This is a genomic window from Mycobacterium montefiorense, from assembly GCF_003112775.1.
Taxonomy (GTDB): domain Bacteria; phylum Actinomycetota; class Actinomycetes; order Mycobacteriales; family Mycobacteriaceae; genus Mycobacterium; species Mycobacterium montefiorense.
The window spans coordinates 66,784-89,941 of record NZ_BFCH01000002.1 but is presented as its reverse complement, the minus strand read 5'-3'; the positions used below and the strand labels follow the sequence as shown (position 1 = coordinate 89,941).

The following is a 23,158-nucleotide window of genomic DNA, read 5'->3' as shown; positions in this document are numbered from 1 at the left end:
ACCATCACATTGTGCTCGATGGCTGGTCACTGCCAATCCTGTTGCAGGAGATCTTCACTACATACTGCGGACAGCGGCTTCCCGCACCCGCGCCCTATCGCCGGTTCGTGGCCTGGCTGAGCGAACAAGACCGTCACAGCGCCGCGACGGCCTGGCGTGAAGTCTTCGCCGGCTTCGAGGTCCCCACCCTGGTAGGTCCGCCTGGCCGGGTCGGGCTCGGCCGGCGAGAGGTGGCCACATCGCGGGTCTCCGCCGAAACGACGCGGGCCGTGGTCGAACTGGCGCGCGGGCACCACACCACCATCAATACCGTCTTGCAGGCGAGTTGGGCGCAGCTGCTGATGTGGCTGACCGGTCAGCGTGACATCGCCTTCGGCACCGCGGTATCCGGGCGCCCCGTCGAGCTGGCCGGTTCGGATTCAATGGTGGGCCTACTGATCAACACCATTCCGGTTCGGGCCACCATCACCACGACCACCACCACCGCCGACCTACTCGAGCAGTTGCACCGGGCCAACAACCACACACTTGAGCACCAGCACCTGGCGCTACCCGACATTCACCACGCTGCCGGACACGACCAACTCTTCGACACGCTGTTCGTCTACGAGAACTACCCCGTCGACCCCGCTCTTTTCGGCGTCGACGGTTTGACCGTGACCGGGTACACCGCCCGCGAGAACAACCACTATCCCCTGACGCTGCAGGCCATGCCCGGCGACGAACTCGGCCTGCGCGTCGAGTACGACAGCGAGATCTTCACCGCCGACAGCATCGACACGCTCATCCGGCAATTGGAGCGAGTGCTGGTGGTCTCGACCACCGTACCCACCCGCAGGTTGTCGTTGATGGACCTGCTCGACGCCGAAGAGCACATCCGCCTCGACGACATCGGCAACCGGGAAATCTTGGCCAGGAACGGTATTGGCGTATCGATCCCGGAGTTGTACGCCGCGCAGGCCGCGCGTACACCCGATGCGGTGGCGATCACCTTCGAACGCAGCTCGATGACTTACCGCGAGCTCGACGAGACGTCCAACCGGCTGGCACACCTGCTCGCCGACCGGGGAGTATGTCCGGGACAGTCGGTGGCGTTACTGTTTTCGCGCTCGGCCGAGGCCATCGTCGCGATACTAGCGGTATTGAAGACCGGGGCGGCGTATGTGCCGATCGATCCGGCTCATCCCGCGGCGCGAATCGAATTCATGCTGACCGACGTCGCACCGATCGCTGCACTGACCACCACCGAGCTGCTCGTGCGGCTCGACGGGTACGACTTGGTCACGGTTGATGTCCGCGACCCCGCCGTCGCTACTCAGCCTGCCACCGCGCTACCGATGCCGGCACCCGACGATGTCGCCCACATCATCTACACCTCAGGGACCACCGGTGTCCCCAAAGGCGTCGCGGTCAACCACGCCAACGTCACCCAGCTGTTCGACTCGCTGGAAGCCGGTCTCGAGCTGACAGCGAAACAAGTGTGGACGCAATCCCACTCGTATGCGTTCGACTTCTCGATCTGGGAGATCTGGGGTGCCCTGCTACACGGCGGACGGCTGGTGGTGGTGCCCGAGCCGATGACCCGCTCACCGCAGGACTTCCACGACTTAGTCGTCAACGAACACGTCACTGTGCTTACCCAGACTCCGTCTGCGGTGGCGGCGCTTTCGATCGACGGTCTGGGCTCGGCGGCATTGGTGATCGGTGCCGAGGCTTGCCCACCCGAGGTGGTCGATCGATGGGCGCCCGGTCGAACGATGATCAACGTCTATGGCCCCACCGAGACGACGATGTGGGCATCCAAGAGTGCGCCTCTGGCCCCGAAAGCCGGTGCAGTGCCAATCGGTTCGCCGATTGCCGGCGCAGCCTTCTTTGTGCTCGACGGCTGGTTGCGCCCGGTGCCCATCGGGGTGGTCGGCGAGTTGTATCTGGCCGGCCGCGGCGTGGGACACGGGTATTGGCGCCGGGCGGGTTTGACCGCGTCGCGGTTCATAGCGTGTCCTTTCGCCGGCGACGAGGCGTCTGGACAACGGATGTACCGCACCGGGGACCTGGTGCGCTGGGATGCCGACGGGCAGCTGCAGTACGTCGGGCGGGCCGATGAGCAAGTCAAAATCCGCGGCTACCGCATCGAGCTCGGCGAAATCCGGGCGGCCCTAGCTGGTTTGGAAGGTGTCGAACAGGCCGCCGTGATCGCCCGTGAGGACCGCCGCGGGACCAAGCATCTCGTCGGGTATGTCACGGGAACCGCCGATTCGGCCCTGGTACGCACTCAACTCGCCGAGCAGCTGCCGCCCTACATGGTGCCGGCCGCGGTACTGGTGATCGACGCGTTGCCGATGACGGTCAACGGCAAACTCGACACACGGGCCCTGCCGGCACCGGACTATCGCGACGCCGATCACTATCGCGCGCCGGCGACCACCGTCGAGGAGATCCTGGCCGGGATCTATGCCCAAGTGCTTGGTGCGGAGCGGGTCGGAATAGACGATTCCTTCTTCGACCTGGGTGGAGACTCGCTATCGGCAATGCGGGTGATCGCCGCGATCAATACCCTCCTCGACGCCGATCTGAAGGTGGGCAAGCTTTTCGACGCACCGACGGTCGCCCAGTTGGCATTCCAACTCGACGTAGACGCGAGTCACCGTGAGCCGCTGGTTGCTCTCGAGCGGCCGGCGGTGCTTCCCTTGTCGTTTGCCCAGTCGCGGTTGTGGTTCCTGGAGCAGTTGCAAGGGCCTTCTGCCGTCTACAACATGACGGTGGCGTTACGGCTGTCCGGCCGGCTTGAGGTCGACTCACTGGCTGCCGCGCTGGTCGACGTGGTGGCACGGCATGAGAGTCTGCGAACAGTGTTCGTGGCTCCCGACGGCATACCCGAGCAAGTGGTGGTGGCGGCCGATCGGGCCGAATTCGGTTGGCAAGTAATCGATGCCAGCGACTGGTCCGCAGCCCGACTTCACCGGGCAATCGACGCCGCGGTGAGCCACCCATTCGATTTGACCGCCGAACTCCCACTGCGGGCCACGCTCCTGCGCGTTAACGAAGACGCGCACGTGCTGGTGGGAGTCGTGCACCACATTGCCGCCGACGGCTGGTCGATCGCACCACTGGTGCGCGATCTGGGCCAGGCGTACGCCGCCCGATGCGCAGGACAAACCCCCGGGTGGGCCGAACTGCCCGTGCAGTATGCCGATTACGCCCTGTGGCAGCACACCCATTTCGGCGATCTCAACGATGCCGAGAGCCCGATAACCGCCCAGCTGGACTTTTGGCAGGATGCCCTGGCCGGGATGCCCGAACGCACAGCGCTGCCAACCGATCGGCCCTACCCGCCGGTGGCCGACCAACGCGGGGCAACTGTGCCCGTGGATTGGCCCGCCGAACTGCAGCACCGGGTGAGCGAGGTGGCTCGTGAACACAACGCGACCAGTTTCATGGTGGTCCAAGCTGCCTTGTCGGTTCTGCTATCGGCCGTCAGCGCGAGTTCAGATGTGGCCGTCGGGTTCCCGATAGCGGGACGACGCGACCCCGCACTCGATGAGCTGGTGGGCTTTTTCGTCAACACCCTGGTGCTGCGCCTCAACGTGGGCGGCAACCCAACCGTCGCAGACCTGCTGGCTCAAGTCCGCCAGCGCAGCCTCGCCGCCTACGAACATCAAGACGTGCCCTTCGAGGTCCTCGTCGAACGCCTCAACCCGATCCGGTCCCTGGCTCACCACCCGCTGGTACAGGTGATGTTGGGCTGGCAGAACACCGAGCCCGCAGACCTGGCTTTGGGCGAAGTACAGGCCACCCCGCTGCCGATCGACAGCCATACCGCCCGAATGGATTTGTCGTTCTCACTGACCGAACGCTGGACCCAAAGTGGTGAGCCCGGCGGCATCTCCGGGATGGTGGAATACCGCACCGATGTGTTCGACGCCGAAACCGTCGAGGCACTCGTCAGCCGGCTGCAGCGGGTACTGACGGCCATGACCACCGATGCGGCGCAGCGGCTTTCCTCGATCCAGTTGCTGGGCGCAGACGAGATCGCACGGCTGGATATCCAGGGCAATCGCACGATGCTGGCGTTGCCCGCTCCAGCGACGGTGTCGGTGCCGGAGTTGTTCGGCCAGCACGTGCAGCGGACCCCGGATGCGGTGGCGGTGACTTTCGAGGGCGGCACGCTGAGCTATCGGGAACTCGATCGGGCCGCTAACCGGATAGCAAATCTCTTAGCCAGCCGCGGCGCCGGCCCGGGGCAGTTTGTGGCGCTGCTGTTTTCGCGCTCGGCCGACGCGATTATCGCGATGCTGGCGGTACTCAAATCCGGCGCGGCGTATCTGCCGATAGACCCGGCCCACCCCGACGCCCGCATCGACTTCATGCTCACCGACGCCGCCCCGGTCGCCGCGCTGACCACCGGCGAGCTGCGGTCACGCCTGGACAGGAACGGCCTGGCAGTCATCGATGTCAACGACCCGGTCGTCAACCGCCAGCCCGTCAGCCCGCCACCGGCACCGGCACCGGCACCGGCACCGGCACCCGACGATCTCGCGTACCTGATTTACACCTCGGGCACCACCGGTGTTCCCAAAGGCGTTGGTGTCAGCCACCGCAACCTTGCCCACCTCGCTGTGTCAACACCAACCCAGCTGTGTGTGGCGCAGGTGTGGACGCAGTGTCACTCTTATGGCTTCGACTTCTCGGTGTGGGAAATCTGGGCAGCGCTGCTCAGCGGTGGACGCCTGGTCGTCGTACCAGAATCAGTGACCGCCTCACCGGAAGACTTCCGTGCCCTGCTCATCACCGAACACGTGAATGTGCTCACCCAAACACCCTCGGCCGCAACGGTATTAAGGCCGGACGGGTTGGAATTCGTGGCGCTGTTACTCGGCGGGGAGGCCTGCCCCGCCGAAGTGGTGGACCAGTGGGCTCCCGGCCGGGTGGTGCTCAACGCCTACGGCCCCACCGAAGGCACGGTGTACGCATCCATGAGCGCGCCGTTGGCAGCGGGATCGGGCGCCGCACCCATCGGCGCACCGGTGGCCACCGCGGCCCTGTTCGTCCTGGATCCCTGGCTGCGCCCGGTACCCGCCGGGGTGGTCGGCGAGTTGTACATTGCCGGAGCCGGAGTGGCGTGCGGATATCTCGGCCAGGCCGAATTGACCGCATCGCGGTTTATCGCCTGCCCGTACGGCTACCCCGGAACTCGGATGTATCGCACCGGCGACCTGGTTCGCTGGCGCACCGACGGCCAACTGGACTACCTCGGCCGCGCCGACGAACAAGTCAAGATCCGCGGCTACCGCATCGAACTTGGCGAAATCCAAACGGCTCTAGCCGGTTTGGAAGGTGTGGAGCAAGCTGTCGTCATCACCCGCGACGAGCACGCCGCAACCCGCCTTGTGGCCTACACCACCGGCGCCGCCGACCCCACTGCGATACGTGCGCAGCTGGCCGAACAACTCCCCGCCTATATGGTCCCGTCTGCTGTCATGGTCCTCGACGAGCTACCGCGGACCGTCAACGGAAAACTCGACACTCGCGCCCTACCCGCCCCTGACTACCACAGCGCCGATCACTTCCGCGCCCCCACCGATGCCATCGAAGAAATCCTGGCCGGCATCTACGCCCAAGTACTCGGCCTCGAACAGGTCGGCGTCGATGACTCATTCTTCGACCTGGGCGGCGACAGCATCTTGTCGATGCAGGTCGTCGCGCGAGCGCGGGCGGCCGGCGTATTGTGTCGTCCACGTGACATTTTCGTCGAACAGACGGTTGCCCGACTGGCGGGCGTAGCCAGCGTGGTCACCGGTGACGGCGACGTCGTCGATGAGGGCATCGGTCCCCTGCCGGCCACACCGATCATGCGCTGGCTGCAGGGCGTGGATGGCCCCATCGAGCAGTTCAACCAGACGATCGTGGTGCAAGCACCCGCCGGAGCGACGGAGACTGATGCGGCGGTCATGTTGCAGGCCTTGCTGGATCGGCACGCCATGTTGCGGTTGCGTGTCGACATCGACGACAGCGGTGCCTGGTCGTCTCGGGCGCCCGAGGCCGGGTCGGTCGATGCGCAAAGCTGCCTTCAATCCGTGGAAGTGTTCTCCGGCGAGGCGCTCGCCGGAGCCCGGGCCCGGCTGAACCCGGCAACCGGCGCGATGGTGAGCGCGCTCTGGGTTACCTCGACGTCGCAGTTGGTGTTGATCATTCACCATCTGGGCATCGACGGGGTGTCATGGCGAATTCTATTGGAAGACCTCAATATCGCCTGGTCCCAGCATCGCGGTGGGCAGCCGGTGGCGCTGCCGGCTCAAGGAACCTCATTTGTCCGGTGGGCGTCGCTGCTCGAAGAACACGCCCGCACCCCGGATGTCCTAGCCCAGGCCGAAGCCTGGCGTGAAGTGGCGGCTGTGCCGGCCGCACTGCCCGCAACCCAGCCCGCGGTGGATACCTACGCCAGTGCGGGACAGCTGTCGGTGAAATTGGATGTCGAGACCACCAGCATGCTGCTGGGTGAGGTCCCCGCCGCGTTTCATGCTGGGGTGCAAGATATTCTGCTGATCGCATTCGGGCTGGCCTGGGCCGAGTTCTTGGGTCAGAGCTCGCCAATCGGTATCGATGTCGAGGGTCACGGCCGCCACGAGGAGCTAGCTCCCCACGTCGACCTGTCGCGCACCGTGGGGTGGTTCACCACTAAATATCCAGTGGCCCTGAGTTTTACGGGCCTGAACTGGGCGCAGGTGCTTGCGGGAGATACCGTCTTAGGCGCGGTGGTCAAGGACGCCAAAGAACAATTGCGCGCCCTGCCCGACGGACTGAACTACGGCCTGCTGCGCTATCTGGGCCCCGAAGCGGATCTGGACGGCGCCGACCCCGCGATCGGGTTCAACTACCTTGGACGACTTGGCGCTGGGGCCGCCATGCTGTCCGACGATGTCTGGCGGGTCAGCCAGGACGGCGCGTCAGTGGCGGCCGCGTCCTCTGCAATCCCAATGCCGTTGGGGCACACGGTAGAACTCAATGCCGGCACCATCGACGCCGAAACCGGCCCACATCTGCAGGCGACGTGGACATGGGCAACTTCCGCGCTCGATGATGAGCAGGTCGGCCGCGTGAGCCGGCTGTGGTTCGAGGCCTTGGCCGGGATCTGTGTACACGTGCGGCGCGGCGGCGGCGGGCTCACTCCGTCCGACATTCTCCCGGCACGCTTGAGCCAGCAGCAAATCGATGAGCTGTGCCGGCACGAGCGCGTCGCCGATATCCTGCCGCTCACCCCACTGCAGCAGGGGTTGTTGTTCCACGCCAACGCAACCGCTCGCAATGCCGACGACCTATATGCGATGCAGCTCGATATCACCATCACCGGTCCGCTGGATCCGGACCGGCTGCGTGCGGCCGTGCACACCGTGGCCACCCGCCATCCCAACCTGACCGCGCGCTTCTGCCACCAATTCGACGAGCCGGTGCAGGTCCTGCTCGCCGAACCCGTTGTGCCCTGGCGCTATTGCGAATCGCACTCCGAGGAACAGATCCAGCAGATCTGCGCAGCCGAACGCGCCGCGGTCTGCGACCTCAGCCAACCGCCGGCCTTCCGAGTGGCGTTGATCCGCACCTCCGACGACCTGCACCGGTGCGTACTGACCAATCACCACATCGTGCTGGACGGCTGGTCGCTGCCGATCCTGGCGCAAGAGATCTTCGCCAGTTATTTCGGGCAGCGACTCCCCGCACCCACGCCCTATCGTCGATTTGTCGGCTGGCTGGCCGAGCGAGACGTAGCGGCCGCCGAGGCAGCCTGGCGTAAGGCGTTGGCGGGCTTCGATTCCCCGACACTGGTGGGTCCGCCGGACCGCGTGGGGCTAGGACGCCGCGGCATCGCCACCTCTTCAGTTTCGGCGCAGACAACCGCGACTCTGGGTGACTTGGCGCGTACGCATCACACCACCGTCAACACGGTGTTGCAGGCCGCCTGGGCGCAGCTGCTGATGTGGCTGACCGGCCAGCACGACGTCGTCTTCGGCACCGCGGTCTCCGGCCGGCCCACCGAAGTTCCCGGCGCCGACGCGATGGTGGGCCTGTTGATCAACACCGTTCCGGTCCGGGCAGTCTGCACGGCGGGCACGACGACCACCGACTTGCTCGACCAATTGCACCGGGCCAACAATCACACTTTCGACCACCAGCACCTGGCGCTCACCGATATCCACCGGGCCACCGGACACGACCAACTCTTCGACACGCTGTTCGTCTACGAGAACTATCCGATCGACACGGACGCGGCGCTCGGCAACGGGTTGGCGCTCACCTCGATTACCGCCCGCGAATACAACCACTACCCACTGACACTGCAAGCCATGCCCAGTGACGAAATCGGGCTACGCATCGAATACGACACCGGCGTGTTCGACGCGGAACTCATTGAGTCGCTGGTACGACGGCTGCACCGGGTGCTGGTAGCCATGGCCACCGCGGCGGCACAACCGCTTTCCTCAATGCAGCTGCTGGACCACGACGAGCTCGCCCGCCTCGACGCGATCGGGAATCGGGAGGTGTTGACCCGACCCGGCCCGGCAATCGCGTCGATTCCGGCGTTGTTCGCCGACCAAGTCGCGCGCGCTCCCGATTCGGTGGCGGTGAGCTTAGCGGGCCACTCGCTCACTTACCGCCAGCTCGACGACGCGGCCAACCGGATAGCGCATCTATTGGCCGACCAGGGAGCAGGCCCGGGACAGTCAGTGGCACTGCTGTTTTCCCGCTCCGCCGACGCCATCGTCGCGATGCTGGCGGTGCTCAAGGCCGGGGCAGCGTACCTGGCGATCGACCCGGCCCACCCCGACCCTCGCATCGGGTTCATGCTCGCCGATGCCGCGCCGATCGCCGCGCTCACCACTGCACAGCTGCGCCCGCGGCTGCGCGGGTATGACCTACGGATCATCGACGTCGATGACCCCGCCATCGACCGCCAACCCGCCACGCCACCACCGTCACCGAGCCCGGAAGATATCGCATATCTGATTTACACCTCGGGTACCACCGGCGTCCCCAAAGGCGTTGCGGTCAGCCACCGCAACCTGGCTCACCTGGCTGCATCAACACCCCTCGAGCTACCCGTCGCACAGGTATGGACGCAGTGCCACTCCTATGGCTTCGACTTCTCGGTGTGGGAGATCTGGGCCGCCCTGCTCGGCGGCGGACGGCTGGTGGTGGTACCCGAATCGGTGACTGGTTCGCCGCGGGACTTCCATGCACTGCTTGTCGCCGAACAGGTCAATGTGTTGACCCAAACCCCCTCGGCTGCAGCACTATTGAACCACGACAGCCTGGAATCCGTTGCGCTGTTGCTCGGCGGGGAGGCCTGCCCCGCCGAAGTGGTGGACCAGTGGGCGACCGGCCGGATGGTGATCAACGCCTACGGCCCGACCGAAGCCACCGTGTACGCCTCCATGAGTGCGCCGTTGACACCGGGTATGGCCGTGGTGCCGATTGGCGCGCCGGTATCGACCGCCGCGGTGTTTGTACTCGATGGCTGGTTGCGCCCGGTGCCGGCGGGGGTCGCCGGCGAGTTGTATGTGGCCGGTGCGGGAGTGGCGTGCGGATATCTCGGCCGGCCCGACCTGACGGCGCCGCGGTTCATCGCCTGCCCGTACGGCGACCCCGGCACCCGGATGTATCGCACCGGCGACCTGGTCCGCTGGCGCACCGACGGCCAACTGGACTACCTCGGCCGCGCCGACGAACAAGTCAAGATCCGCGGCTACCGCATCGAACTTGGCGAAATCCAAACGGCTCTAGCCGGTTTGGAAGGCGTCGAACAAGCTGTCGTCATCACCCGCACGGACCGCCCCGGTGCCACACGTCTGGTCGGCTACATCACCGGAACCGCGGACCCGGCCGTAGTGCTCAGCGCGCTGGCCGAGCGACTGCCGTCTTACATGGTGCCAGCCGCGCTGGTGTCGTTGGAGGCGCTGCCGCTGACGCCTAACGGCAAACTCGACACCCGCGCGCTGCCCGCACCTGAATACCGAGGCGTTGCGGTGGATAACCGCCCTTCGGCCAGCGCCATCGAAGAGATCCTCGCCGGCATTTACGCCCAGGTCCTAGGTGTCGAACAGGTCGGCGTCGACGACTCGTTCTTCGACCTGGGCGGTGACTCGCTTTCGGCGATGCGCCTGATCGCCATGATCAACTCTGGCCTCGACCCGGGCCTGCAAGTGCACACTTTGTTCGACGCGCCCACCATCGCCAGGTTGGCTCCCCTCATCGGCTCGGGCCGTGGATGGCAGGAACCGTTGGCGGCCGGGGAGCGACCCACCCTGGTGCCGTTGTCGTTTGCCCAATCGCGACTGTGGTTCTTGGATCAGTTGCAGGGGCCTTCCCCGGTCTACAACATGGCAGTCGCACTGCGGCTCTCCGGCCGCCTCGACGTCGATGCACTAGACGCCGCGCTCGTCGATGTGATCGCACGCCATGAGAGCCTGCGAACACTGTTCGTGGCGCCCGACGGCATCCCCCAACAAGTCGTTGTCGCCGCCGATTCGGCGCAGTTCAGTTTGCAAGTAGTAGATGCCGCCGCCTGGTCCGCCACGGAGCGTGGCCAGGAGATCGAAGCCGCGGCGCGCTACACATTCGACCTGGCCACCGAAATTCCGTTGCGAACAACGCTTTTCCGCCTTGGCACCGATGAGCACGTGCTCGTCGGCGTAGTACATCACATCGCCGCAGACGGATCGTCGGTCGCGCCGCTGGTGCGAGATCTCGGTGAGGCATACGCCGCGCGGCGAGTGGGGGAACCACCACGCTGGGCACCACTGCCGGTGCAGTATGCCGACTACACCCTGTGGCAGCACGTCCAGTTCGGGCGCCTCGACGACCCGGCCAGCCCGATCGCGGCCCAGCTGTCCTACTGGGAAGAAGCCTTGGCCGGCATGCCGGAGCGCTTAGCGCTTCCCGTCGATCGGCCTTACCCGCCGGTGGCCGACCAACACGGAGCCACCGTCGAGGTGGCGTGGTCAGCTGAATTGCAGCTGCAGATACGCCAATTGGCTCGCGAGCACAACGCGACGACCTTTATGGTGGTCCAGGCCACTTTGGCGGTGCTGCTATCGCACGTCAGCGCGAATTCGGACGTAGCCGTGGGCTTCCCGATCGCCGGGCGCCGCGACGCAGCCCTCGACGACCTGGTGGGCTTCTTTGTCAACACCCTGGTGCTGCGCGTCGAGGTCGACGGCGACCTTACCGTTGCCGAGCTGCTGGCCCAGGTCCGCCAGCGCAGCCTGGCCGCCTATGAGCACCAAGACGTGCCGTTCGAGGTCCTCGTCGAGCGACTCAACCCCACCCGAAGCCTGACGCATCACCCGCTCATCCAAGTGATGTTGGGCTGGCAGAACCTGCACGGCGAGGACCCCACCCCCGGATTGGCGCTAGGCGATGTCCAGGCCGCCCCGCTGGCGATTGAGACCCACACCGCACGAATGGATTTGGCGTTCTCATTGGTCGAGCGCTACACCCGGGCCGGCGAGCCGGCGGGAATCTCCGGGACGGTGGAATACCGTACCGACGTGTTCGATCGCCGCAGCATCCAGACTCTGGTGCAGCGGTTCGAGCGGGTACTCGAGGCCATCACCGCCGACTCCGGCCGCCGGCTTTCCTCGATCCAACTGTTGGATGCCGATGAGCACGCCCGCCTCGACGAAATGGGTAACCGCGCGGTCCTGGCTCGACCCGCACCAGCCGCGGTGTCGGTCCCGGCGCTGTTCGCCGAACACGTAGCCCGGGCACCCGACACGACGGCAGTCACATTCGAGGGCCGCTCACTGACGTACCGTGGCCTCGACGAGGCGTCTAACCGGTTGGCGCACTTACTGACTGCTTATGGCGTGCGGCCGGGCCATAGTGTGGCGCTACTGATGCAGCGGTCGGCCGAGGCGATCGTCGCGATGCTGGCAGCACTCAAGGCGGGCGCGGCCTATCTGGCGATCGACCCCACCCTGCCCGACGCCCGAATCAAATTCATGCTCACCGATGCCGCCCCAGTTGTCGCGATCACCACCGCCGAGCTGCGCCTCCGGCTCGCCGGATACGACCTCGCGGTCGTCGATATCGACGATCCCGCCGTCGCCGCCCAGCCCAGCACGTGGCTACCGGGTCCGTCGGCCGAGGACATCGCCTACCTCGTGTACACGTCGGGCACCACCGGTGATCCCAAGGGCGTGGCCGTCACACACCGCAATCTCGCCCACATAGCGCAGTCGACTCCCGAAGAGCTGCCGGCGGCGCAGGTATGGACGCAATGCCACTCATATGCGTTCGACTTCTCGGTGTGGGAAATCTGGGCCGCCCTACTCGGCGGGGCACGTCTGGTGGTGGTGCCCGAGTCGGCAACGACCTCGCCCGAAGACTTCCACGCCCTGCTGATCGCCGAACAGGTCAACGTCCTCACCCAGACCCCCTCCGCGGTAGCGGTGTTGGCCCCGCAGCAATTGGAGTCGACGGCGCTATTGCTCGGCGGGGAGCCGTGCCCGGCCGAGATAGTGGATCAATGGGCGGATGGCCGGGTAGTAATCAACGCCTACGGCCCCAGCGAGGCCACCGTGTACGCGTCGATGAGCGCACCGTTGACACCGGGCACAGCCTTGGTGCCGATCGGCGCGCCGGTGTCGACCGCGGCGCTGTTTGTCCTCGATGCATGGTTGCGGCGGGCACCCATCGGCGTGGTCGGTGAGTTGTACATCGCCGGTGCCGGTGTGGCATGCGGATACCGCGGCCAGGCCGAGCTCACCGCGTCGCGATTCGTCGCCTGCCCGTTCGGCCGGTCCGGATCGCGGATGTACCGCACCGGGGACCTGGTGCGCTGGCGGGTCGATGGCCAACTGGATTACCTCGGGCGTGCCGACGAGCAGGTTAAAATCCGCGGCTATCGCATCGAGCTCGGCGAAATTCGCTCGGCCCTAGCAGATTTGGATGGTGTTGATCAAGCTGCGGTGGTCACTCGCGAAGACCATCCCGGCGCGACTCGTCTGGTCGGCTACATCACCGGCACCGCCGATCCCGCACGTGCGCGCGCGGCGCTGTCCGACCGGCTGCCGCCGTACCTGGTTCCGTCGACGGTGGTGCTGATCGAAGCGCTTCCTCTCACGGTCAACGGGAAACTCGATACCCGTGCCTTGCCGGCACCGGAATACAGCGACATCGACCGCTACCGCGCTGCGGGCACCGCGACCGAGGAGATCCTGGCCGGGATCTACGCCGACGTGCTCGGCGTAGAGCGAGTCGGCGTCGACGACTCCTTCTTCGATTTGGGTGGGGACAGCATTTTGTCGATGCAAGTCGTGGCCCGAGCGCGGGCGGCCGGCGTAATGTGCCGTCCGCGTGACATCTTCGTCGAGCAGACCGTGGCCCGACTGGCTCTGGTAGTCAACGTCACGTCCGCAGACAGCGGCATCGTCGACGAGGGCATCGGGCCGGTGGTGCCCACCCCGATCATGCACTGGCTGCAGAACATTGAGGGCCCGATCGAGCAGTTCAACCAGACACTGGCGGTACAGGCCCCGGCCGGCGTCACCGAAGACGACGTGGTGGTGGTGCTCCAGGCATTGCTGGATGCGCATGCCATGCTGCGGCTGCGCATCGACGACGATGGCTCGCTACGGGTGCCCGAGGTCGGCACGGCGGATGCCCGCGCTTGCCTGAACACCGTTGACGGGCTGACGGACGCCGCACTGACCGAGGCGCGGGCACGGTTGAACCCGGCGAGCGGGACGATGCTGAACGCGGTGTGGGCTACGTCCACCCGTCAGCTCATGCTGATCATTCACCACCTTGCCGTCGATGCGGTGTCATGGCGAATCCTGTTGGAAGACCTCAATATCGCCTGGGCCAGCGGCACAACGGGCAGCCCATCGAGCTACCCGCGGGCGGCACGTCGTTTGCCCGGTGGTCGTCACTGCTTGCCCAGCACGCGCGCGCCGCCGACGTCGTCGGCCACGCCGACACGTGGCGGCAGGTGGCGGCAGTGCCAAGCGCGCTGCCCGCGCCCCACCCCGAGCTCGACACCTACGCCAGCGCTGGTCAGATGTCGATGGAGCTGAACGCCGAGACCACCAGGATGCTACTGGGTGAGGTACCCACGGCGTTTCACGCTGGCGTACAGGACATTCTGTTGATCGCGTTCGGATTGGCCTGGGCAGAGTTTTTGGGCACCGGCTCGCCGATCGGCATCGACGTCGAAGGCCACGGCCGTCACGACGAGCTGGCATCGAACGTCGACCTATCGCGCACCGTGGGGTGGTTCACCACCAAATATCCTGTGGCCCTAGAGTTTAGGGGACTGGACTGGGCGCAGGTGATCTCCGGCGACTCCGCGCTCGGCGCGGCGGTCAAAGCCGCCAAAGAGCAACTGCGCTCGGTGCCCGACGGCCTCAGCTACGGCCTGCTCCGTTACCTCAACGCCGAGGTGGAGTTGACCGGGACCGACCCCGCGATCGGGTTCAACTATCTGGGCCGACTCGGCGGCGCGGCGGAACTCTCCGACATGCTGTGGCAAATCAGCCAGGACGGCCTGCTGACGGCGGCGGGTTCCTCCGCGATCCCAATGCCGTTGGGACACAGCGTCGAACTCAACGCCAGCACCCTGGACACCGAAGCCGGCCCACACCTGCATGCCACTTGGACCTGGGCGCCCTCGATAGTCGACGGCCCCGTGATCAGCCGGATCGCCCAGCTATGGTTTGACGCCCTCGCGGGAATCTGCGCGCACGTCCAGCACGGCGGCGGCGGGCTGACCCCGTCGGATATCCTGCCGGCCCAGCTGAGCCAGCAACAGATCGACGAGCTTTGCCGGCGAGACCGCGTCGCCGATATCCTGCCGCTCACTCCGCTGCAGCAGGGACTGTTGTTCCACGCCAACACAATCCGTGGAAGCAGCGACGACATCTATGCGATGCAGCTCGACATCACGATTACCGGGCCGCTGGACCCGGACCGGTTGCGCAATGCCGTCCACACCGTGGTCGGCCGCCATCCCAACCTGGCCGCCCGCTTCTGCGGGCAATTCGACCAGCCGGTCCAGGTCGTTCCGGCCAACCCCCAGCCGGCGTGGCAATACATCGAGGTCGGCGAGGATACTCAACGAGTCGATGGGGTGGCCGCCGCCGAACGCGCCGCGGTCTGCGATCTGACTGAGCCGCCGGCGTTCCGGGTCGCGTTGCTGCGTACCGCTAAAGAGCGCCACCGATTGGTGCTGACCAATCACCACATCGTGCTCGACGGCTGGTCGCTGCCGATCCTGGCGCAGGAGATCTTCGCCAGTTATTTCGGGCATCGACTCCCCGCACCCACGCCCTATCGCCGATTTGTCGGCTGGCTGGCCGAGCGAGACCTCGACGCCGCCCACCGGGCTTGGCGAGAGGCGTTCGCGGGCTTCGAGACTCCTACGCTAGTGGGCCCGCCGGCGCGGCTCGGGCCGGGGCGGCGCGCAGTGCAGACGTCTCGCGTCAGTGAACAGACGACGCGGGCGCTGGGCGCGCTGGCTCGCGCACACCACACCACCGTCAACACCGTGTTGCAGGTCGGCTGGGCACAGCTGCTGATGTGGCTGACCGGTCAGCACGACGTCGCCTTCGGCACCGCGGTCTCCGGCCGGCCCACCGAAGTTCCCGGTGCGGACGCAATGGTGGGTCTGCTGATCAACACCGTGCCGGTTCGGGCCAACTGCACACCGCTGACCACCACCGCCGACCTACTCGACCAACTGCACGGCGCCAACAACCACACCCTCGAGCACCAACATCTGGCACTACCCGAGGTCCACCGTGTCACTGGCCACGACCAACTCTTCGACACGCTGTTCGTTTTCGAGAACTACCCCGTCGACGCCGCCAACCTCGCCGGGGTCGACGGGTTGGCCATCGGCGAAATTACCGCCCGCGAGTACAACCACTATCCGTTGACCTTGCAAGCCATGCCCGGCAGTGAGCTCGGCCTGCGGGTGGAATACAGCACCGACGTTTTCGCCGCCGACTGCATCGACACACTCCTTGTGCAACTTCACGACGTGCTCTTGGCCATGATCACCGATCCCACTCGCAGGCTGTCTTCTATCGAGCTATTGGATGCCGACGAGCAAGCCCTGATGGCTGCGATGGGTAACCGCGCGGTGTTGACCCGACGCGCGGTTGCGCCGGCATCCATCCCAGAGTTGTTCGCCGAACAAGTACAGCGCGGCCCGCACGCGGTGGCGGTGAGCTTCGAAGGCCGCTCGCATAGCTATCGCGAGCTGGACGAGGCCGCTAATCGGTTGGCGCAGCTGCTCTTTGCCCACGGTTCCTGCCCGGGACAGTACGTGGCACTGGTGTTTTCGCGTTCTGCCGAGGCCATCATCGCGATGCTGGCGGTGCTGAAGACTGGGGCGGCGTACCTGGCGATCGACCCCGCCCTCCCCGACGCACGGATCGGCTTCATGCTGGCCGACGCCGCCCCGATCGCCGCACTCACCACGATCGAACTGTGCCCCCTGCTGGACGGACACGACGTACGCATTATCGACATCTACGACCCCGCCGTAGTGAGCCAGCCGGCTACCGCACCGGCGGCACCATCACCCGACGATATCGCGTACCTGATTTACACCTCGGGCACCACCGGTGTGCCGAAAGGTGTTGCGGTCAGCCATCGTAACGTGGCACACCTGGCCAGCTCCGGGCCCGCGCACCTGCCGCTGACTCAGGTGTGGACGCAATGCCACTCCTACGGATTCGACTTCTCGGTGTGGGAGATCTGGGGGGCGCTGCTGCATGGCGGACGACTCGTCGTGGTGCCGGAGTCGGTGACCGCCTCTCCGGTGGACTTCCAGACCCTGCTGGTCGACGAAGGCATAAATGTCCTGACCCAAACGCCCTCCGCGGTAGCCGCATTGACGCCACGGCAGTTGGATTCGGTGGCGGTGCTGCTGGGTGGAGAGGCCTGCCCCGCCGACGTGGTCGACCAATGGGCGGACGGCAGCAGGACGGTGATCAACGCCTACGGCCCCACTGAAGTCACCGTCTACGCGTCGATGAGTGCGCCCTTGACCGCAGGGTCGGGAGCGGCGCCCATCGGCGCACCGGTTTCGACCGCGGCGCTGTTCGTGCTCGATGGCTGGCTGCGTCCGGTGCCCATCGGCGTGGTGGGTGAGTTGTACGTCGCCGGCGACGGCGTGGCATGCGGGTATCTGCGCCGGCCGGAGTTAACGGCGTCGCGGTTTGTGGCCTGCCCCTATGGCGAACGTGGCGCCCGGATGTACCGCACCGGCGACCTGGTGCGCTGGCATCCCGACGGGCAGCTGGACTATGTCGGACGCGCCGACGAACAGGTCAAGATCCGCGGCTACCGCATCGAACTCGGCGAAATTCAAACCGCCCTGGCCAGTTTGGACGGTGTCGAACAAGCCGCCGTGATCACCCGCAAAGACGGGGCCGGCACGACCCGTGTGATCGGGTATGTCACCGGAACCGCCGACCCGGCCGAGCTACGAACTGCGTTGGCCGACAAGCTGCCCGCCTACATGATTCCCGCGATCGTCGTGGTGCTCGAGACCCTGCCCCTGACCGCGAACGGCAAACTTGACACCCGCGCCCTGCCCGCGCCGGACTATCGCGACACCGACCACTACCATGCGCCCGCCAATGCCGTCGAAGAGATCCTGGCCGGCATCTACTCCCACGTCCTGGGCATCGAACAGGTCGGCACGGACGATTCCTTCTTCGACCTCGGCGGCGACTCCCTCTCGGCGATGCGCCTGACTACCGCCATCAACTCCGTGCTGGACGCCGATCTCCAAGTGCACAGCCTGTTCGACGCACCCACCATCGCTGCGCTGGCGCCGCGCATCGGCGCAAACGAGACCGGCCGGCGGAAGCCGTTGGCGGCCGGCCCACGGCCCGCACTGGTTCCGCTGTCCTTCGCTCAATCCCGGTTGTGGTTCCTTTACCGCTTCGAAGGTGGGGTGGCGACCTACAACATGCCGACCGCGTTCCGGATCAGCGGGGCACTGGATGTCGAGGCGCTGGACGCGGCGCTGGACGATGTAATCGCCCGCCACGAATCGCTGCGCACCATCTTCGTCGACATCGACGGTGTGCCTTATCAGGAAGTGCTGCCTGCCACGCCTGGACTGTGGCGACGCGGTGGCGACGCGGCGGTGTCGCTGGCGCCGCATCAGATGGTGCCCAACCTGGTGGCGCTGGCCAAATACAGCTTCGATTTGTCTGCCGAGATCCCGATTCGCGCGCAGATCTACTCGGTGGGTCCCGAGGATTACGTCGTCGGAATTGTAGTGCACCACATCGCGTTTGACGGCTGGTCACTGGCGCCGATGGTCTCCGATATCAGCGCGGCCTATCGGATTCGACGGCAACGCCAACTTCCGCAGCGGGTGCCGTTGGCGGTGCAGTATGTCGACTACACGCTTTGGCAGCGCGCCCAATTCGGTGATCTGGCCGACGCCGACAGTCCGATCGCGGCCCAGCTGGCCTACTGGGAACACGCTCTGGCTGGAATGCCGGAGCGGCTACAGCTGCCCACCGATAGGCCCTATCCGTTGGTTGCCGACTACCGCGGCTACAACGTGGCGCTTCAGTGGCCGGCCGAATTGCAACAGCGCATCCGCGAGGTGGCTCGCGAGCACAATGCGACCAGCTTCATGGTGATCCAGGCTGCTCTGGCCGTACTGCTGTCGGCAGTCAGCGCCAGTTCCGATGTGGCAGTTGGCTTCCCGATCGCCGGTCGGCGCGACCCCGCACTCGATGCGCTGGTGGGCTTCTTCGTCAACACCCTGGTGTTGCGCGTCGAGGTAGCCGGGGATCCCACCTTCGCCGAGCTGTTGGGTCAGGTCCGACGGCGCAGTCTGGCCGCGTACGAAAACCAGGACGTGCCCTTCGAGGTCCTCGTCGAGCGGATCAACCCCGCTCGATCGCTGACCCATCACCCGCTGGTCCAGGTGATGCTGGCCTGGCAGAGCGTCGTGGGGCACCGAGTCGATCCGGCATCCGGGTTGGCTTTGGATGATGTGCAGGTCACCCCGCTGCCGATGGACACCCACACCGCCCGAATGGATTTGGTCTTCCACCTCGCCGAACATTGGAGCGACGTCGGCGAGCCCGCCGGGATCGAGGGGATGGTCGAATTTCGTACTGACGTATTCGACGCAGCCACCATCAGCGCCCTGATCGAGCGGCTGCATCGGGTGTTGGTCGCGGTCACCACCGACCCCACCCGCCGACTATCGTCGACGGATCTCCTCGCGGCCGACGAGTACGCGCGGCTCGATCGCTGGGGCAATCGGGAGGTGTTGAGCCAGAACGCATTACCAGCGTTGTCGATCCCGGAACGGTGGGCCGAGCAGGCCGCGCTCACCCCACAGGCTCTGGCCGTGACTTTCGCCGGCCTGTCGATGACCTATCGGGAAGTCGAGGATGACGCGAACCGGTTGGCGCACCTGCTGGCCGCGCACGGAGCGGGCCCGGGACAGCCGGTGGCGCTGCTATTCACCCGTTCCACCGAGGCGATCATCGCGATCCTCGCGGTGCTGAAGACCGGGGCCGCCTATCTGGCGCTCGACCCGGCTCACCCCGATGCCCGGATCGGATTCATGGTGGGCGATGCCAAACCGGTCGCCGCGATCACCACTGCCGCGCTGGCCGACCGGCTTGACGGGTACGGCCTGGCGGTCATCACCATCGACGATCCCCGCATTCCCGGCTACCCGTGCGCCCCATTGCCGATGCCGGCCCCCGATGACATCGCCTACATGATCTATACGTCGGGCACCACCGGCACCCCCAAAGGTGTAGCAGTACCGCACCGCAACGTCACCCAGTTGCTGGGATCGCTACAAGCCCAGCTGGATATGAAACAGGTTTGGGCACAGTCTCATTCGCTGGCCTTCGACTTCTCGGTCTGGGAGATCTGGGGTGCGCTGCTACACGGCGGCCGGCTGGTGGTGGTGCCCGAATCGGTGACCCGCTCGCCCGAGGACTTCCACGCACTGCTCGCCGCCGAACACGTCGGCGTGCTGAGCCGAACCCCCACGGCTTTCTACGCGTTGCAAACCGCCAATAGGTTGCAGCCCGAATTGGCACGGCAGCTGAAACTTCAAACGGTGGTGTTCGGCGGTGAAGCCCTTGAACCCCAACGCCTTCGGACCTGGCTGCAGCATCACCCGGGACCGCCACGGCTGATCAATATGTACGGCATCACCGAGACAACGGTGCATGCCTCGTTCCGCGAGCTCTCCGACGGCGACATCGACAGCAGTGTCAGCCCGATCGGTGGGCCTCTCGCGCATCTCGCGTTCTTCGTGCTGGACAAGTGGTTGCGCCAGGTGCCGACGGGGGTGGTCGGCGAGTTGTACGTGGCCGGCGCCGGGCTCGCGGACGGCTATCTACGCCGGCCGGATCTGACGGCGGCGCGGTTCCTGGCATGCCCGTTCGCCGGTGCGGAAGCGCCTGGACAAAGGATGTATCGCACCGGGGATCTGGTCTCCTGGGGGGCCGACGGGCAGCTGCGGTACCTCGGGCGCGCCGACGAACAGGTCAAGATCCGCGGCTATCGCATCGAACTCGGCGAAATCGAAAGCGCCCTGCTGGACTGCCCGCAGGTAACCCAGGCCGTCACCACCGTGCACCACGGCAATGCCGGCGACCACCTCATCGCCTACATCACCCTCGGGCACGAGACCAGCGCCGACCACGACACCGAGATCGTCGGACAGTGGCAAGGCGTCTACGACGAGCTGTACGACGGTCGCGACGCAATGCCGCAGTTCGGCATGGACTTCCGGGGTTGGAACAGCAGCTACACCGGTGAACCGATTCCGCTCGAGGAGATGTTCGAATGGCGCACGGCTACGGTGGATCGGATCATGGCCCTGCGGCCGAACCGATTACTGGAGATCGGCGCCGGCTCGGGGTTGCTGCTGTCGCAGATCGCCCCACACTGTGAGCACTATGTCGCGACCGACATGTCGGCAGTGGCCATCGACAACCTCGCCCGCTCGCTGGAGCGGTTGCAGATCCCGTGGCGTGATCGGGTCGAGGTGCTCACCCGGCCCGCCCACATCACCGAGGGTCTGCCGCAGGGCTACTTCGACACGATCATCGTCAACTCGGTCGTACAGTACTTCCCCAACAGCGCATACCTGGCCGGCCTGATCGACAGCGCCATGGAGCTGCTGGCTCCCGGCGGCGCGTTGTTCCTCGGCGACATCCGTAACTACGCCCTTCAGGACGCCTTCCAAACCGGAGTCGCGCTGGCCCGCACCACCACTGCCGACGCCGCCGAGATCCGGCAACGGGTCCACCGTGCCGTCGTCAGCGAACCCGAATTGTTATTGACACCAGACTTTTTCACTGGCTGGGCGGCCGACCACGCATCTGTTGCCGGACTCGACGTCCAGGTAAAGCGCGGGTTGGCCGACAACGAACTCAACCGGTACCGCTACGACGTCGTCATCCGCAAGACTCCCGCGCCGGTGCGTTCCGTCACGACCGCACCCACCTGGACGTGGACCGATTGCGCGGGTCTGCTCGGATTGCACGCCCGCTTGGCCTCGCGACGTCCTGCCGCGGTGCGCATCACCGAGATTCCGCGCGCCGGGGTGGCCACCGACGTCCGCATCGAACACGCCCTCGCCGAGGGGCTGCCGCTGGCCGACGCGCTCACTCCGCCCCCAGCGGCGCCCGACATCGTCACGCCCGAACAGCTACATCGGCTCGGCGAGAATGCCGGATACCGCGTCGCCGTGACTTGGGGCGCCGAGCCCGGCACTCTCGACGCCGTCTTCCTCAGCCCCGCCGAGCCGGACACTGCGCTGACCGACCTCTACCTGTCCAGCGCCGGAACCCGGCACCGCGGCACTCACGCCAACAACCCCAATACCAACATGGAGATCAGCGCGGTGCGCCAGCGTTTGGCCGCGCGGTTGCCCGAGTACATGGTGCCGGCGCAGATCGTCGTGCTCGAGGAGTTCCCGTTGACCTCCTCCGGCAAGATCGACTCCAAGGCGCTGCCCACACCGCTGTTCGCTGCCACGCCTTTTGCGGCCCCGCACGGCGAGACCGAGCAGCTCATCGCCGGCATCTACGCACAGGTGCTGGGCATCGAGCGAGTCGGGGTCGAAGACTCGTTCTTCGATCTCGGTGGCGATTCACTCTCAGCGATGCGGGTGATCGCGACAATCAACGCCGCACTCGACGTTCACCTTGCGGTGCGCACCATGTTCTATGCCCCCTCTGTCAGGAGCCTGACCGAGCAGTTGAGCCGGCAGGACAATACGTCTGAAGTGGTCGGAGTCGAGGTGTTCCAGGAGGGCACCGGCGCTCCGCTGTGCTGCATTCACGACGGCCTCGGACTGAGCTGGCCGTATCGGGCTCTGGGCAACTATCTGGATTGCCCGATCATCGGGATCAACCAAATCGCGCAAGACGGTGAACCCGAGGCCGCCTCGATCCGCATCATGGCGGCAAACTACGCGGACCGGCTACAAGCCCGCTATCCGGACGGGCCATACAAGATTCTCGGCTGGTCATTCGGCGGCGTCGTCGCGCACGAACTCGCCGTTGAACTCCAGCGGCGTGGATGTGAGGTCCAAAGCCTGGTCCTGCTCGACCCGGTTTTCAGCGCGCACAAGCTCATGGCAAAGATGACCGCCAACCGGGCCGTGGCAAAGAATCACACGCTGGACGAAAGCCAAGTCCTGGAACACATCCTGCGGACCAATCGCATCGACATTCCGGAGCGGTCCGAGCCCCTGACCTACCGGCAGGCCGCGGAACTGGCTCAGCAGCAAGGGGTCATGTTCGGACTTCCGCCCCAGCAGCTGCTGGCGTTCATGGCGCAGAGCGTCACGGCGAATCAGCTACATCTGGCCGAGCACGAACCCGGCGTATTCGACGGCGACATGGTCATCTTCTCCGCGGCCCGAGCCAGAAGCGACAACGGCGATGGCCACCGACGCCGGCGAGGACAGCGCATCGGGCGGGTAGCCCGGTCCCAGCAACGGGTTTGGCGGCCTTATGTTGCCGGGGAGATCGCCACGTACTCAGTCGACAGCACGCATCTTGAGATGTTGACCGCCGATTCGCTGAGCGAGTACGGCGAACAACTCAAGCTGTTCCTGGAAACCAGGGTGACACCGCGCTGA

Annotated in this window: 1 pseudogene (cut by a window edge); it reads left to right on the top strand. The window is 65.9% G+C overall.

Annotation, left to right across the window (positions count from 1 at the left end):
* Nucleotides 1-23,158, top strand: a pseudogene (locus tag DB708_RS28360) (non-ribosomal peptide synthase/polyketide synthase); its annotated part reaches 8,008 nt to the left of the window's first position; the annotation flags it as partial.